13 protein-coding genes are annotated in these 14,918 nt (G+C 42.1%); 8 read left to right on the top strand and 5 right to left on the bottom strand.

The window, feature by feature from the left end:
* Positions 1 to 5: 5 nt before the first annotated feature.
* On the bottom strand, positions 6 to 2,468 hold the full coding sequence (locus tag Q0R88_RS01240; protein ID WP_295711416.1) for a TonB-dependent receptor: 2,463 nt from the start codon (positions 2,466 to 2,468) through the stop codon (positions 6 to 8).
* A 466-nt stretch (positions 2,469 to 2,934) separates the two neighbouring features.
* Here Q0R88_RS01240 and Q0R88_RS01245 point away from each other — a divergent pair, with 466 nt between their 5' ends.
* Complete coding sequence (locus Q0R88_RS01245) at positions 2,935 to 3,756, top strand: alpha/beta hydrolase (RefSeq protein WP_295711417.1); 822 nt, start codon at positions 2,935 to 2,937, stop codon at positions 3,754 to 3,756.
* Positions 3,757 to 3,967: 211 nt separating this feature from the next.
* On the opposite strand, the gene Q0R88_RS01250 is transcribed toward Q0R88_RS01245, so the two are convergent.
* Positions 3,968 to 4,870, bottom strand: coding sequence for an N-acetylmuramoyl-L-alanine amidase (locus Q0R88_RS01250; protein WP_295711419.1), 903 nt, complete (start codon positions 4,868 to 4,870; stop codon positions 3,968 to 3,970).
* 275 nt (positions 4,871 to 5,145) lie between these two features.
* Here Q0R88_RS01250 and Q0R88_RS01255 point away from each other — a divergent pair, with 275 nt between their 5' ends.
* The gene (locus Q0R88_RS01255; protein ID WP_295711420.1) at positions 5,146 to 6,570 is read left to right on the top strand and encodes an MATE family efflux transporter; all 1,425 of its coding nucleotides are present in this window, start codon (positions 5,146 to 5,148) and stop codon (positions 6,568 to 6,570) included.
* 19 nt (positions 6,571 to 6,589) lie between these two features.
* Here Q0R88_RS01255 and Q0R88_RS01260 read toward each other — a convergent pair whose 3' ends face one another.
* Together Q0R88_RS01260 and Q0R88_RS01265 are read right to left on the bottom strand one after the other, a co-directional pair.
* A complete protein-coding gene (locus Q0R88_RS01260) occupies positions 6,590 to 8,146 on the bottom strand; it encodes an FAD-dependent monooxygenase (protein WP_295711421.1) in 1,557 nt (518 codons plus the stop codon).
* Between the two features lie 40 nt (positions 8,147 to 8,186).
* Positions 8,187 to 9,005 carry a helix-turn-helix domain-containing protein gene (locus Q0R88_RS01265; protein ID WP_295711422.1) on the bottom strand — a complete coding sequence of 273 codons (819 nt, stop codon included), beginning with the start codon at positions 9,003 to 9,005 and terminating at the stop codon, positions 8,187 to 8,189.
* Between the two features lie 479 nt (positions 9,006 to 9,484).
* On the opposite strand from Q0R88_RS01265, the gene Q0R88_RS01270 reads away from it, so the two are divergent.
* From Q0R88_RS01270 to Q0R88_RS27135, 3 genes are all read left to right on the top strand, one after another.
* Positions 9,485 to 10,075 carry a Crp/Fnr family transcriptional regulator gene (locus tag Q0R88_RS01270; protein WP_295711423.1) on the top strand — a complete coding sequence of 197 codons (591 nt, stop codon included), beginning with the start codon at positions 9,485 to 9,487 and terminating at the stop codon, positions 10,073 to 10,075.
* A gap of 96 nt (positions 10,076 to 10,171) precedes the next feature.
* Positions 10,172 to 10,930, top strand: a complete 759-nt coding sequence (locus tag Q0R88_RS01275; RefSeq protein ID WP_295711424.1) for a glucose 1-dehydrogenase — start codon at positions 10,172 to 10,174, stop codon at positions 10,928 to 10,930.
* A gap of 292 nt (positions 10,931 to 11,222) precedes the next feature.
* Entirely contained in the window at positions 11,223 to 11,420 is a 198-nt protein-coding gene (locus tag Q0R88_RS27135) for a chromate transporter (protein WP_366086560.1), read from the top strand.
* Positions 11,421 to 11,657: 237 nt separating this feature from the next.
* On the opposite strand, the gene Q0R88_RS01285 is transcribed toward Q0R88_RS27135, so the two are convergent.
* Entirely contained in the window at positions 11,658 to 12,245 is a 588-nt protein-coding gene (locus Q0R88_RS01285) for a hypothetical protein (RefSeq protein WP_295711426.1), read from the bottom strand.
* A gap of 447 nt (positions 12,246 to 12,692) precedes the next feature.
* Between Q0R88_RS01285 and Q0R88_RS01290 the strand changes: the two genes are divergently transcribed.
* The 3 genes from Q0R88_RS01290 to Q0R88_RS01300 are packed head-to-tail and all read left to right on the top strand — an operon-like array spanning position 12,693 to position 14,918.
* Positions 12,693 to 13,544, top strand: a complete 852-nt coding sequence (locus Q0R88_RS01290) for an ATP-dependent metallopeptidase FtsH/Yme1/Tma family protein (protein ID WP_295711427.1) — start codon at positions 12,693 to 12,695, stop codon at positions 13,542 to 13,544.
* The gene (locus tag Q0R88_RS01295; RefSeq protein ID WP_295711428.1) at positions 13,501 to 14,646 is read left to right on the top strand and encodes an AAA family ATPase; all 1,146 of its coding nucleotides are present in this window, start codon (positions 13,501 to 13,503) and stop codon (positions 14,644 to 14,646) included. Before Q0R88_RS01290 ends, Q0R88_RS01295 begins: the two co-directional genes overlap by 44 nt.
* The gene (locus tag Q0R88_RS01300) at positions 14,646 to 14,918 is read left to right on the top strand and encodes a hypothetical protein (protein ID WP_295711429.1); all 273 of its coding nucleotides are present in this window, start codon (positions 14,646 to 14,648) and stop codon (positions 14,916 to 14,918) included. Before Q0R88_RS01295 ends, Q0R88_RS01300 begins: the two co-directional genes overlap by 1 nt.

Genomic DNA, 14,918 nt, shown 5'->3' on the forward strand with positions numbered 1-14,918 from the left:
TGGGGTTAGTTATTGTTGTTACTGCTACCTTCCTTCAAGTCGTCGTTGTTGATAGTCTTTTTAGGTTTTTTGGGTTTTGGTGTTGAAAGGCCGCCAAACTTATAGTTAAACGTGATTTCGATGCTCCGGTTATGCATAACGTTTACCGCGTTTTGGTTAATGTTGCCCGAGTTAACAACCGTAGGTATGCGGAATGCATTGGTTAAAAAGTTATCGCCGCCAATGCCGATACTGCCCTTTTTATTGGCAAACTTTTTATTGATACTCAGGTTATAAACGCTGAAATTGCCCTGGTAACCCTGTAGCTGGATCTGGCGGGAGCGGCGAAAGGCAAACGCCTGGATAGAATAACTATCAGAAAGATCATAGCTGCCAAACAAGCGGTAGCTAGCTACCATACCGTGATTTGAAGCCCGGAAAAGTGGATCGGGGTTTTGGTTATCAAGGTTTAAATAATAAAGATCCACGCCGCCGTTAATATTTAGCTTGTTGGTAAGCGCTAAGTTGGCAGATAGGCTCATGCCGTATGCATTTTGTTTCCCCAGGTTTTGAAAACTGGTTTTCACCGTGTCGCCACTGGTTGTCCTTATCGTTTGTATAGCATCATTGGTGTTGCGCATAAACGCCGAAATATTGAAATGATTATTCTTGATATTAGTACTATAGGCCAGCTCAAAGTTGTTGGTGAACTCTGGCTGTAGCCCGGGGTTCCCACTGGTTATATTTAAGGGATTTGAGGCTTGTATATTAGGATTCAGAAATTCAATTGACGGGCGCTGTATGCGGCGGTTATATCCCAATTTAATCATATCGCCGTTGTCGAATTTTTTGGAGATGTTTAGGCTGGGTACCAATATGCCATAGTTAGGGATATTAACGGCCGAGCCGCTCAGAAAATCGGCATTAATGCTGGTGTACTCGTAACGGGTGCCGGCTTTAATGGTGTAATTTTTAAAGGGAACAAAAGTAAAGGATACATAGCCAGCGGCAACATTTTGCTTGTAATTAAAGGCATTTGAAAGGCTTGCCGATGAAACGGGTAAATAGTTAAGCGAAGAACCTGAAGCCGCCAGGTAAGCATAATCGCTCGTTACCGTCCGGATAATATCCTTAGCCCCAAATTCCAGCAATTGGTTTTTTGCAAGCGGTGTTTGATAGTCGGTTTCTAAAGTCAGTTCTTTATTGACACTGTTATTGTTGTTTTTTAGGCCACCGGTAATCGAGCCATCGGTTTGACTGAGAAAAAGGCTTTCAAAATTATTGTTGCGGTTGTTTTGGCTGTACTCGGTAAGCAAGCTAAACTCGCGGTCGGGCTTTGCGCCTGTTAGCGTATAGGTTAATGTGGCATCAACCGAGTTTGAATTATTTGTGATCTTGTTTTTCTGTAATGATGAGCCGGTCAGTACATCATTTAAATAACTTTGGGTCAGAAAATTGTCCTGAACTGTGGGGTGGTTATTAGCCCCGAAAACAACGCCAAGGCTGAGTGAATTATGCTCGTTTATATCATAGTCTAATCCCACATTATACCTGGCAAACAAATATTTATTATGCGTGCCGGCAGATTGAGTGGTTAAATAAGTGTCATTTGAAGTAAGGCTGTTTACTGTCTGACTGTTGCTGAATTCGCCTGGGATATTGTAGCCTGTGCGGCCAAACCCTCCAAGAGAAAAATTCATTTTGCCTACCTTGTAACCTCCGTTTAACCCAAGATCGCCTCCTCGTGTGCCAACTGCCGAATTGAGGTTCAGCGACATGCCTTGAAGTGTATTTTGTTTCAGTATGATATTAATGATGCCACCGGACCCTTCGGCGTCGTATTTAGCAGAGGGAGAAGTGATCACCTCTACGCTTTTGATCAGGTCGGCAGGAATTTGTTTTAAAGCGTCGGAAATACTTGCTGAAGCCATTGCCGATGGCTTACCGTTAATAAGAACTTTGATGTTCTGGCTACCTCTAACACTTACATTCCCATCTGGATCCACAGCTACCATCGGAACGCGTTTCATAACATCGGTAGCATCGCCGCCACGGGTTGTGAGGTCACTTTCGGCGTTATATACCGTCCGGTCAATTTTTTCCTCAATCAATGCTTTTTTGCTCGTAACCTGTACTTCTTTCAAGAGCCGGCTATCAGGGCTGAGCAGGATTTTACCCAACTTTAATAAGGTTCCATCAGTTACTTTAAGGTTAGAAATGGTTTTGTTGGCATAACTCAAAAAACTGATCTTTAATTGATAAGTGCCTTTGGGTAATTTTTCTAAAGTGAATTTTCCATCTGTACCTGTTAATGAACCGGATATCAGTTTACCACTTACCTGGTCAAATACAGATATGGTTGCATAATCAACAGGTTTTTGGCTAAGCGAATCGATAACAGTACCGGCAATACTTGACGAGCCTGTATCACTGGCTCTTACCAATGTAAACGGTAGTAAGCATAACATTAAGAAGTATATTTTTTTCATCGCTTTGGTTTTATGCTCCAAATAAAAAGTAAATGACTCAACCTGTAAAATGCGATAGACCGTGGGAGGGAAATAATCGACGAAGAGCCGGTTAGCCCGGATGAAGCGTGAATTAGCCGGTGCCGAAACCTATTCATCGGTAAAATTGCCCCAATGGTCGACAGATGATTGTATATGGTCAATCAGACTCCGATGTAAAAACTATATTCCTGTTGATTTTCGAGACCCAATTTGCGGAGAGTTTTGGGGCGTTTGCCGGATATTTGTAAATTTTGAATGGGCGGATTCATAAATCAGCTTTTATTTACTATTTTAGTTTTTAAACCGGCTTTGGTCCGGCCTTGATTACTACGCTATCAACATACGGTCACATTCAAGTCCATTTATAATGGATTATTTACAGCTACTATTACACTGGTCCATAGAAGTATATTTACCTATTTATTAATCATCAAAAACAAACGCAATGAGTAAGATTACAGTAAAAGACGGAACCGAAATTTATTACAAAGATTGGGGAACCGGACAGCCAATTGTTTTTCATCACGGCTGGCCTTTATCGGGCGATGACTGGGACGCACAGATGATGTTTTTTCTTGGGCAGGGATTTAGGGTTATTGCCCATGACCGCCGCGGGCATGGAAGATCAAGCCAGGTTTCAGGCGGACACGACATGGATACCTATGCAGCCGATGTGGCCGAGCTAACCCAGGCACTTGATTTGAGAGATGCGATACACGTTGGGCACTCAACGGGTGGCGGCGAAGTTATCCATTATGTTGCAAAACATGGAAAAGGCCGGGTAGCCAAGGCTGTACTAATCAGCGCGGTCCCTCCAATCATGGTACAATCTCAAAATAATCCTGACGGCGTTCCTATGGCTATTTTTGATGACATACGCGAGGGTACAGCATTTAACAGGGCCCAATTCTATGAAGATATTACGCTTCCATTTTATGGCTACAATCGTGAGGGAGCGAAAATATCGCAGGGAATCAGAGACAACTGGTGGCGCCAGGGAATGATGGGCGGAGTAAAAGCGCATTATGATGGTGTTAAGGCTTTTTCAGAAACGGATTTTAAAGAAGACCTTAAAAGTGTGGATATTCCTGTGCTTGTTTTACATGGCGAAGATGACCAGATCGTTCCATTTCACAATTCGGCAGCAAAGTCTATAAAGCTTTTAAAAAATGGAAAACTTATTTCCTATCCGGGTTTCCCCCATGGTATGCCGACTACAGAAGCCGCAACCATCAATAGGGATCTTTTGGCTTTTTTCAAATCATAAATAAAAAAGATACTTCATTTAAATTGCCGGCATTATAAAGCTGGTAGTTTTTAAGTTAAAAAGCTAAGGCCTTGAAATTTAATATTTCAAGGCCTTATACATTTTGAAGCAGCCCTTGCCGGGACAATTTCCGAACTATTATAGAGGACCCAAGAAAGGCCTCAATTTTTCGTAACGGCTCTAAAGCGATTTTCGACAAGACCAGGTATGCTTATTGACCGGGTTTTAAAGATAACAGAGAGCTAAATATCCATCCTATGGTTTTAATGCTCCTTAATTTGCCCTCCACATTCTGCAATACTTCGGCCTGGCTATTTACCAGGTATACTTTACTCCATTGGCCGTTTGTTTCTATCAAGCCTACCTCATACCCTTTTGTTAATTTTTTAAGGACAGTGGCATTGGTAGAAAATGAATTTCTAAAATTCGTGTCTTCGGTATTTACAATATAAATTTTACCGGTGTTATTAGTACTGCCATATACATTCGCCTTAAATGTATCCCAGGGAAATGCCGGTCCGGGATCTGGCTTACGCGCCGGAGAGATATCATCATGACCAACGGCTGCTATTAAATGATACGTATCAAATAATACTTTGCAAAGCTTGTATAGCGCCTGTAGCTGAGCATCAGGAAAGGTGCGCCATTGATGGTTGCTTTTACCTGTCCAAAACTTATGCTTGTGATCAATCTTTATAAACTTATCACCATCGGTAGCCGGATAAATTTTTACACCATCATCTGTAGCTCGTTTAAAAGTATTATCTGCCAGCTTCTCTACAAAACCCGGGTTTACAATTTCTATCCCGATGGAATGAAAATTAAAATTATCTACCCCATCCCAGGTGCTGGTACCCGCATGATTTGCCCGGTGATTAAAAGGTATCAGCTGGGTAATTGTGCCATCGGTATTTAACACAATATGTGCGGCAATTTTATCAGGGTTCGATCGGGTATCCATAAACCAATCTATTGCTGATTGCGCAGTATCTGTGGCGGTGTAATGAATTACCAAATAATCAGGATCGATAGGATCCCTGACATTTCCGGATTTAGAAATTTTTATTTTTTCAGTAGCGGAGTCGGCAACTAACCAGTGATCTGTAATTTTCATAAGGGTGCAGGTAAGGTTTAAATAATTGATTGTCTTTGGTTTACTAAAGATAAATAGAATTAATAAAACATTGTAATCCCCAATCGTTTTTTAGATCTTTTTTATAATTGTACACAAATCTTATAAAAACCCGTTGATTGAATCGCGGTTATACCGGATGGTTTTCTGCTCCTGCCGTTTCAATCACAGCTTGCGTAACCAAAAGGTCTCATTATATTTGTACTTCAGGGTCTCAGATAAAAAGCCACTTCCTAAAATAATACAAGCTTACATCTATGTCGCAATCAATTACTATAAAGGGTAAGGTATCTTCTTTTTTTTTGGTTTTAAAGCAAGCAATAAAGGGTAAGGAAGTTGACCTCACCTCCATCAGTATAAAAAGAGCAATTGTTTTATTGGCTATCCCCATGATGCTGGAAATGGCCATGGAATCTGTTTTTGCCTTGGTCGACCTTTATTTTGTAGGTCATTTAAAAAACAGTAGTCACGCTATTCAAACAGTGGGATTAACGGAATCTGTATTAACCGTAATATATTCATTGGCCATAGGTTTAAGTATGGCCGCAACAGCGGTTGTTGCACGCCGCATTGGTGAAAAAAATCCTGAAGCCGCCTCAAAGGCAGGAATGCAAACCATTGTAATTGCTGTGTTTATTAACTTGGCCATCAGTATTTTGGGATTTTTACATGCCAGAGACCTGCTTTTAATTATGGGAGCCTCCACAGAAACTGCCGATCATGGAACTCCATTCGTTCGCATTATGATGGGCGGCAGCCTCATCATTGTGCTGTTGTTTTTAATAAATGGTATTTTCAGGGGAGCCGGTAACGCCGCCGTAGCCATGCGCAGTTTGTGGATTGCTAATATGGCAAACATTATTTTATGCCCTATTTTTATCAGGGGGCTTGGTCCTATCCCGGCTTTTGGATTAACGGGAGCGGCGATAGCCACAAGCATTGGTCGCGGTTTGGGGGTTACCTACCAGATTTATAACTTATTTAATGGCAAAAATGCTTTAAAAATCCGGATAAGCTATTTTATACCCGACTGGCATCAGATTAAAGCGATCATTAAAATTGCGGCACCGGGTATTTTGCAATTTGTAATAGCCAGTTGCAGCTGGATATTTTTGGCCCAATTGGTTGCTACAACAGGTGGCGATCATGGTTCTGCGGGTTACCAAACGTCATTGCGGTTAATGATGTTCTTCCTGCTGCCAGCCTGGGGTTTGAGCAATGCGGCAGCGACATTAGTTGGGCAAAATTTAGGAGCCGGGCATGTGGACAGGGCAGAACAATCAGTGTTTCAAACTATAAAATATACAATTGTATTTTTAGGCATTGTGACCGTATTATTTTTAACCTGCGGGCATTTATTTGCCTCTTTTTTTACAGACGATGAGGCTGTTAAAAAAGTGGCCACCCGGTCTTTACAAATTTTAAGCGGCGGCTTTATTATTTACGGAGTGGGTATGGTTTTAACCAGTGCTTTTAATGGTGCCGGTGATACCTGGACACCTACTAAAATTAACGTTTTTACATTTTGGTTATTCCAAATTCCTTTGGCTTATTTATTGGCCAAGTATTTTGCAATGGGGCCAACCGGCGTTTTTATTGCTATCCCCTTTTCCGAAATTGGATTAAGTATAGCGGCTTACATATTGTTTAAGCGTGGAAAATGGAAGAAAACCATGGTTTAGTGCATCGTTCATTATGCGGCTAACATCGCTGATTACAAACAAACCAGCGACCGGCTGCCTTTTCCAGTTCGATGCAATCCGGGTTGTTATCACAAGCCCAGGCGATAATTCCATCAGGGCGTATCAGTACGGCGCTTACCGATACTCGGTCTTTTGCATTGCCTGAAATATACCTGATTTGGTTGCCATATTCACCCGCCAAAGTTTTAAGTGAATCATTCTTATCAAAATCAAGTAGTATCCCCTGGCCATCGTGCATTAGCTCAGCAATTTTTGCACCGTTTTCCAACTCAAAGTTGGGAGCGCTGTGACCTACCAGGGGGTGATGGCCACCGAGATTGTAATGTGTGAAAATGCCCCACACCCGTCCTGCAACATAGGTGGCACCATCGCGTGTATTCATAAGGTCGCGGATAATCGCGTTCAGGGCGCGGGCATACGGGTCTGGTTTCATGATAGCAACCTGGGCGCGTGACCAATCCAGCACTTGTGCGCCAATTGGGTGCCGTTCTGTATAATAACTATCCAACAAACCCTCCGGCGCTTTCTCCCGGATGGTTGCGGCAAGCTTCCAGCCCAGGTTCATGGCGTCGCCCAGCCCAAGGTTGAGCCCCTGGCCTCCCAACGGTGCGTGAATGTGCGCGGCATCGCCGGCTAAAAGTATCCGTCCGTTGCGGTAAGTTGTGGCCTGCCTTGCCCGGTCAGTCCAGGTGGTTGCCAAATGCAGTGCGCTGATAGTAACATCGGTGTTTGAGATGCGGCGTAGCACCTCCTGCACGTGTTCAAGCGTGATTGGCTTTTCTGAATTATGAAAAGCCCCTCCATCAAAATCCTGTATCACCACGTAACCCGGCTGCGATTGCAGGTACATACCTGTTGATGTCACGTTTCGGCCCGGGCTCAGCTTCCAGGGGTCGGCAATATCAACCTGGGTAGTGTAGCCGGTAAATTCCGGCTCCGTACCGGCGAATTCAAAACCGCCTGCTTTGCGAACAACACTCCGGCTTCCATCACAACCCACAAGCCATTTACCCTTAAAGTATTGGTCGCCTGAGTTAACAGTCACCTCGTCCCCGGTTTGATGAAAGTGAGTAATGGCAAGCCCGCGCTTGATAACTACCCCCAAAGCTTCTGCGCCGCGGGTCAGCACAGCCTCAAGCTCCTGCATTTCAGAAATTAAACTGGTGGGGGGCGAGTTTGGCAGGCGGTATCTCCATTGTGAGGTATCAATATCGCCGTCATGGAATGGAATGCCAGCGAAGTGCCCGACCTGACGGCGTGGCCCTTGTACGGCGTTTGAGTGTGGGTTTTTAAGGCGTTTATGTATCTCAAGTTCTTTTAGCAACCCACGGCGGTAAAGTGCTTCAATAGTAGTTGCCGAGAGTCCCCGTATCCCAAAAGGCATTTGCTTCAATGGCGAGTGCGGACTCTCCGCCTTTTCCAATATCAGGACTGAGCATTTGGCCAGGGCGAGTTCACAGGCGAGGAACAGACCTACAGGCCCTGCGCCGGAAATGATTATATCGTGAGTAGAATGATTTTGTGCTGATTTCTTGCTTTCAGGTGTAACTTTCATGTATAATGATTGAAACACAAAACTCTGGAATGCGCCTGCGTTAGGCTTGTATAAACGCGACAAAATCGCTGCTTACAGCCTGTTTTCCCTTCTTGGCCTTTCGTGCGAATGCCGCTGGCGTAGTACCGCTGTAGCGCTTAAATTCCCTGCTCAGGTGGGATTGATCTGTATAGCCCAGCTCATGAGCTAAGCCGGCAAGGTTTGAATTTGGATAAAGCCATAATTGATTTCGTACCTGCTCAAAGCGCATCAGACCAGACACGTCTTTAACAGTATAGCCAGAAGATTGCTTGAAGTTTCTTTCCAATGTACGCACCGTAGCATGAGCCGCCGCCGCTACCTGGCTTACCGGCATGGTGCCATTTGCTTCCCTCATAGCAATCCCGGCTTTGAATAGCATACTATCAATAGCAATCCCCGATCGTGCATTCAAGAAATACTGTTTTACCTCATCCAGCGCTTCATCTATCCTGCCAGCATGAATCCACTTGCTCAACGTGGATTGAAGCTGGGCAATAGGGTGCTCAAATATTTGCACCCCGTCTTTACCGGCCGGCAGTCCAAGCAAGTCGAACACGGTCCATGGAAAGCACCTGATACCAATGATCTCTAAACGATTTTTAGTGTAAAAAACAGCGGGTTGATTGAGCAGCCCCATCATAAATGGCGATGGCAACGGCTGCAGGCCGCCATTGCGAGAAATGCAACAGGCGCTTCCGAAATGAAAAATAATTTCAGCGTAGCCATCAGGTTGTACCTCAAAACCCGATGGTAGTTCTCCGGAGTCTCTTCTGTTATACCAAAAGCACTTTATGATATCCCGTAATTCTTCAGGAGGTGCAAATTCTTGGTGCTGCATTTTGAAAGATAGCATATTTGGGTCAAAAATAAAACGCCCCAAATTTTTCGATTTGAGGCTTTGCCTTTATTTGTAACCTTATTGGTCAATTCTCGAATTATTTTGTGGAGGAGTTGAGGACATTCGTTTTTTAGCAAATCTTTTTCAATGTTCGGTTTTTCTATTGGCCTTCCGTTGCTGTTGGTGCCTAAATCAGCAAATTAGTGGCGTTTGTTAATTCATTTCGTGCAGCAGCTGGTGTGTAGGAACATTGTATGATCAGAAACAATGGAGGCTGCTACAATTTCTTGTAACAGCCTTCATCTTTAAGTAGCCTTAGGTACACAAAGCATCAAGATTTTTTGAATCATTTTCGTAGAATGGCATCATTATAATATAAAATGTAGATAATTGTAATTGTTCATCTTACCAAAACATATTGAGATAAGAATTACATTTATTAGATATAGGGCTATTGCAGGTATACCTCAATTATTTAAATGGATAATCAGCAAACGATAATTAACTACGCGCGGAAACTAGTTCCGTTTTCGGATGAAGAAGCGGCAGTGTTTAAAGCTTCCTTTAAGGAAGTAAGGGTAAAAAAACGTCAGTTTATTATTCAACCTGATTTTACGGCTAAAAGCAGGTTTTTTGTACTCAATGGTTCGTTAAGGGCATATGTTATTAGTGACGATGGGCAAGAGCATACTATTCAGTTGGCAGTCGAGGACTGGTGGATATCCGATTATAATAGCTATATTTATCAGCAGCCTGCCCGCATGTTCGTCACCGCATTGGAGGATTCTCTGTTATTGCAGATTACGTTTGAGAACGAAAGCCAGTTAAAAGCGGCAAATCATAAGTTTGAAACTTTTTTCCGAATATTGGCTGAACGTTCTGTTGCATTTATGCAAAGACGCCTTATTAGTAACCTGATGCAATCAGCAGAGCAGAGGTACGCATTATTTATAGAAAATTATCCGGGTATGGCTTTTCGGTTTCCGCAATATGTTATTGCTTCCTATCTGGGCATGACTACCGAATTTCTTTCGAAGATCCGCAATCAGCGTGTGAAGCCAAAATCTTGAACTACTTCAACTTGATTTCCTAAGCTACTTCATCGTATGGGGGCTTATGAAACTCCAACTTTGCTATATCAAAAAAGAAATAATCAGATAAGTAAAATGGAAAATTCAGGAAAATTAAACGGAAAAGTAGCCTTAATAACAGGTGCATCTAAAGGTATAGGCGCAGGTATTGCTAAAGCCTATGCAAAGGAAGGAGCTGCCGTTGCTGTGAATTATTCAAGCAGCAGAGAAGACGCAGACAAGGTTGTTCAGGAAATAATTTCAGCAGGTGGAAAAGCGATTGCGGTACACGGAAGCGTGGATAAAGCACCTGATGTAAAACAGATATTTGACGAAACCGTTAAAGCCTTTGGTAAACTGGATATATTGGTTAACAATGCCGGTGTATACAGCTTTGCAGGCATTGAAGATATTACCGAAGAGTCCTTTCACAGGATGTTTAACATTAACGTTTTAGGTAGTATACTGACTATTCAGCAGGCAATTAAATCATTCGGGAATAATGGCGGCGTGATAATTAATACCGGTTCTATCGTGTCAACGCTCGATATGCCTACTTCATTAGTATATACACAAACCAAATACGCCGTTGACGCAATGACCCGTATCCTGGCCAAGGAGCTTGGGCCTAAGAACATTCGCGTCAATTCTATCAATCCGGGACTGATAGAAACAGAAGGCTCTCACAGTTCGGGCGTAATGAACGGAGAAGCAGAAAAATGGCATATTTCAGAAACCCCGCTCGGTCGTGTAGGCAAACCGGAGGATATCGCCAAAGTTGCTGTGTTTCTGGCATCCGAAGAAGCTTATTGGATTCATGGAGAAGCAATTGCTGTCGCTGGCGGTCAGCGTTAAATTTGCCTGACACAGGCAGCATTAAATAATTAAACTCGTTTCAGATGTTTAGTTTTTAACTGACAATATAGAAGCTGGATAGTCCGGCTTTTATATTGTCAGTATAGCTACATAATCTTCAGATGTTAATTTGAGAAGATTTAGCCTATTTATTAAAGATCATCGAGTCGATAGAAAAAAGGCCCGCGCCAGTTAAAATCGATGAAATCAATCCGGCGAGGTACAAAAGATTGATCTCATATCCTGGTGGCCCGAACAAGGTGACTTGAGGTGTTAAACCTATCGTTTTACTGTGGGTGGGGCTTATACAGTTTTACCTTATGTAGCACAATTTGCGGTAGGGAAATTTGCCTGGTTATCTAAAATGCAAATGGCAGACGGTTTTGCGCTGGCCAAAACAACACCCGGACCGTTGAGCATCGTTGTTGGTTTTGTCGGGTTCATGGCTGGTTACAATTTTTTTCATGCTTCTTTATCGATGGGGCGATGACATTGTTTGTTACGGTATATTAGACTGTTTTGCCATGCTTCATTTATATTTTCGTTGAAGGTCCCTTAATTGAAATGTCTCACGCAAATGTGGGTTTAGCGCCTTTTTAAAACTCGTTTAATTATATCTTCATCGCGCTTTTAGGCAATTAATACCTAACGATTCAAGAACTTTATTGCTAAAACCGAACTGCTAATAGACTGAATGTAATTTCGCCCCAATCTAAAAATATCAATATTAGTGGTCCATAACTAATTTCTTATTTGCCCTTGGTTTAATATGGGCAAAATCTTCCTGATTGGTAAAATACTCGAGCCCTAAAATTAATAGCGTTGAACTGACAAAATTTACTTTTTGCATTATTGGTAATAAATCCCAATCACTTATGCCCCATAGGTAAATACTGTAATAAAAAACCAAAAGACTGATTATGCAAAAGAATTTAAATAAATGAAGACTTGTTTTCATGATAAAAACCGTGATAACGACTATACAACTCCAAAACAAAGTGGTTGATATGATCAACATGATGTCATGTAGCGATGTTACAGTTAAAAATGTAAAGAAAATATTAGCTACACCTCCGTATTTTAGAATATTGGCGGCATTTTTTTCGGGTATTTTTTTTGCCATATTAATGAAAAATAGGGCATAAGTAACTGGAAGGATGATCATTCCTGCGCATGCCCAAATTTTGGAAGGGTTTTCAGCGCCATTCAACGCGTTTGTTCCAAACAGGTTGCTCATGAAATTTTTTGTCCAGTTGAAACCAATAGAATATTCATCGAACCTTGTGCCGCCCGGGTAAACTGAAATTGCTATCATTATTAAAACCAACGAAAATAATATTCCTGCTAAAACTGAATATTTTTTGATCATTTGCCTAAAGTTCTGGTTTGTAAACTGCCAATAAGATTAAATCGCTTGCTTATTGTTACAATTGCTTTGCGTATTGAAATGAAAATTTTCCCAAAGTTCACCTGGATAATGGCCTGCGACACTTATATGCTTCTGGAGTTGTAACTATTGGTATTAGGATGGAGAATATGAAATATCTGCGGTAAATATGGTGAATTACATAAATAAGGTCATTCGAAATAGTGGCCTTGTAGCGGAGAACGTTATAATCATTTTTTCAGCGTTATATATTTGGTGCAGATCTGCATTTCAGCAAGTAGGTTGAGGGTTTGATGGTCGAAGCGCTGAAATAGATCATTAATTTGGCTGATCTTCATCATTTTATTTCTTCATTGGGCTTCCCATCTTTAATCTATGAAGACGGATCAGCAATTAAAATACAGAAAACCTGATAAAAAGAAAATTAAACCCGCTTTCAGCTGGATATGGGTTTATGTGATTATGTTACTGTATTTTATCTTATCGCCAATATTAACGGATTCTTATGGCACCAAAGAAATCACCTGGCAGCAATTTTCAAACACGATACTAAACCGCAAAGCGACCGAAAAACTGGTTGTAGTTAATAAAGAAAAGGTAGAAGTATATATCAAAAAAATATTTTCAGGGGATATCGCATTTAAAGAGGTATTTAAACCTTCATTTGGCAGCGGCATCAATAATGGGCCCCATTATGTATTTACGATTGGGTCGGTAGAATCCTTTGAGCGAAATATGGAAGAGGCGGAAAAAAACTTTTCTGTAATTGAAAAGGTTCCTGTTAGTTATACCTATCAAAGCAATTGGTTCTGGAATATATTAAGCTGGGTGCTCCCTTTTATCTTGATTTACATAGTAGCAGGCTTTTTCATCAGGAGACAGGGCGGCATGGGGGTAACCAGCGGGCCTTCTATTTTTAACTTTGGGAAATCCACGGCGATTTTGGTTGAAAAGGAGAACAGTAATATCAATTTTAATGACGTTGCCGGGTTGGATGAAGCAAAGACAGAAGTGCTGGAAATAGTAGACTTTTTGAAAAAGCCGGGGTCCTTCACTAAACTGGGCGCCAAGATACCAAAAGGTATCATTTTGGTGGGCCCACCAGGAACAGGCAAAACCCTGCTGGCAAAAGCGGTTGCAGGCGAAGCCCAGGTACCTTTCTTTTCTATTTCCGGTGCTGCATTTGTGGAGATGTTCGTGGGGGGGGGGCGCTTCCAGGGTACGTGATCTTTTTAGCCAGGCCAAGGAAAAAGCGCCGTGTATCATTTTTATAGATGAAATTGATGCTATCGGACGATCAAGGGGAAAAGGCGCCTTTTTAGGGGGCGCCAATGATGAAAGGGAAAGCACTTTAAATCAATTATTAACCGAGATGGATGGCTTCGGTACCAATACCGGCGTTATCGTTTTAGCTGCAACCAACCGTGCAGATATGCTTGACCCGGCGCTTGTTCGTCCGGGCAGATTCGACCGCCATATTTACCTGGAACTGCCTAATATGAGTGAACGTGCGGCCATTTTTAAAGTCCACATGCGTAATTTAATGGTTGATGAGGCAATTAATATTCAATTATTGACCGCGCAAACACCGGGGTTTTCCGGGGCAGACATTGCAAATATCTGCAATGAGGCCGCTTTGATAGCGGCGCGAAGAAAGGCAACTAAAATAGAAAAAACGGATTTTACAGATGCAATTGACCGGATCGTTGCTGGGCTCGAAAAGAAAAGTAAGATCATTTCTCCGGAAGAAAAAAGAATCATAGCCTATCATGAAGCTGGCCATGCCGTAACCAGCTGGCTATTAAAAACGGTTGATACATTGGTTAAGGTATCCATTATTCCGCGGGGGAAATCTTTAGGTGCTGCCTGGTACCTGCCAGAAGAGAAACAGTTAAGGAGCAAATCTGCATTCCGGGAGCATTTATGTGCTACGCTTGGAGGCAGGGCGGCCGAAGAAGTCATTTTCGGTGAAATTTCCTCCGGGGCAATTGATGACCTTGAAAAGGTGACCAAGGAAGCTTATGCTATGGTGGTTTATTATGGTTTCAATGATAAGTTGGGTAACGTTAGTTATTATGATTCAACCAACCAGCGCGACTTATCTATTCAGAAACCTTTTAGTGAAGCTACGGGCGAACTGATAGATCAGGAAATTCGGAAGCTGGTAGGTGATGCCTATCTGACCGCTAAAACACTATTGACCGAAAATAAAATTTTGCTGGAAAAAGTAGCTGAATCATTATTGAAAAATGAAGTGATATACAGGGAGGACCTGGAAAAAATATTAGGCCATCGTACCAAAGAAGATAAGATCCTCAACGTTTTATAATGAAAAAGGAAACTGCGCTTTTGGGTTTTTATGCAGCGCTTGCGGCATTTATTGCTGCTGCAGGATATGGCGTAGTACAGATTTTACAAATAATAGGTGTTGTGAGAATATTTTTGATAGCTAATGCATTGATGATTCCTTTTATTGGCTTTGCCTATTTTTACCCGCATTTTTCTACATGGGTACTGCTACTTGGGGCGCCATGGCTAATCACAGCGCCTGGGTCTATTTTATTACTGGCAAATTTTTTTTGGAAAAACCTGGATCACTAA

It is taken from the genome of Mucilaginibacter sp. (genome assembly GCF_025362475.1).
In the GTDB taxonomy this organism is placed as follows: domain Bacteria; phylum Bacteroidota; class Bacteroidia; order Sphingobacteriales; family Sphingobacteriaceae; genus Mucilaginibacter.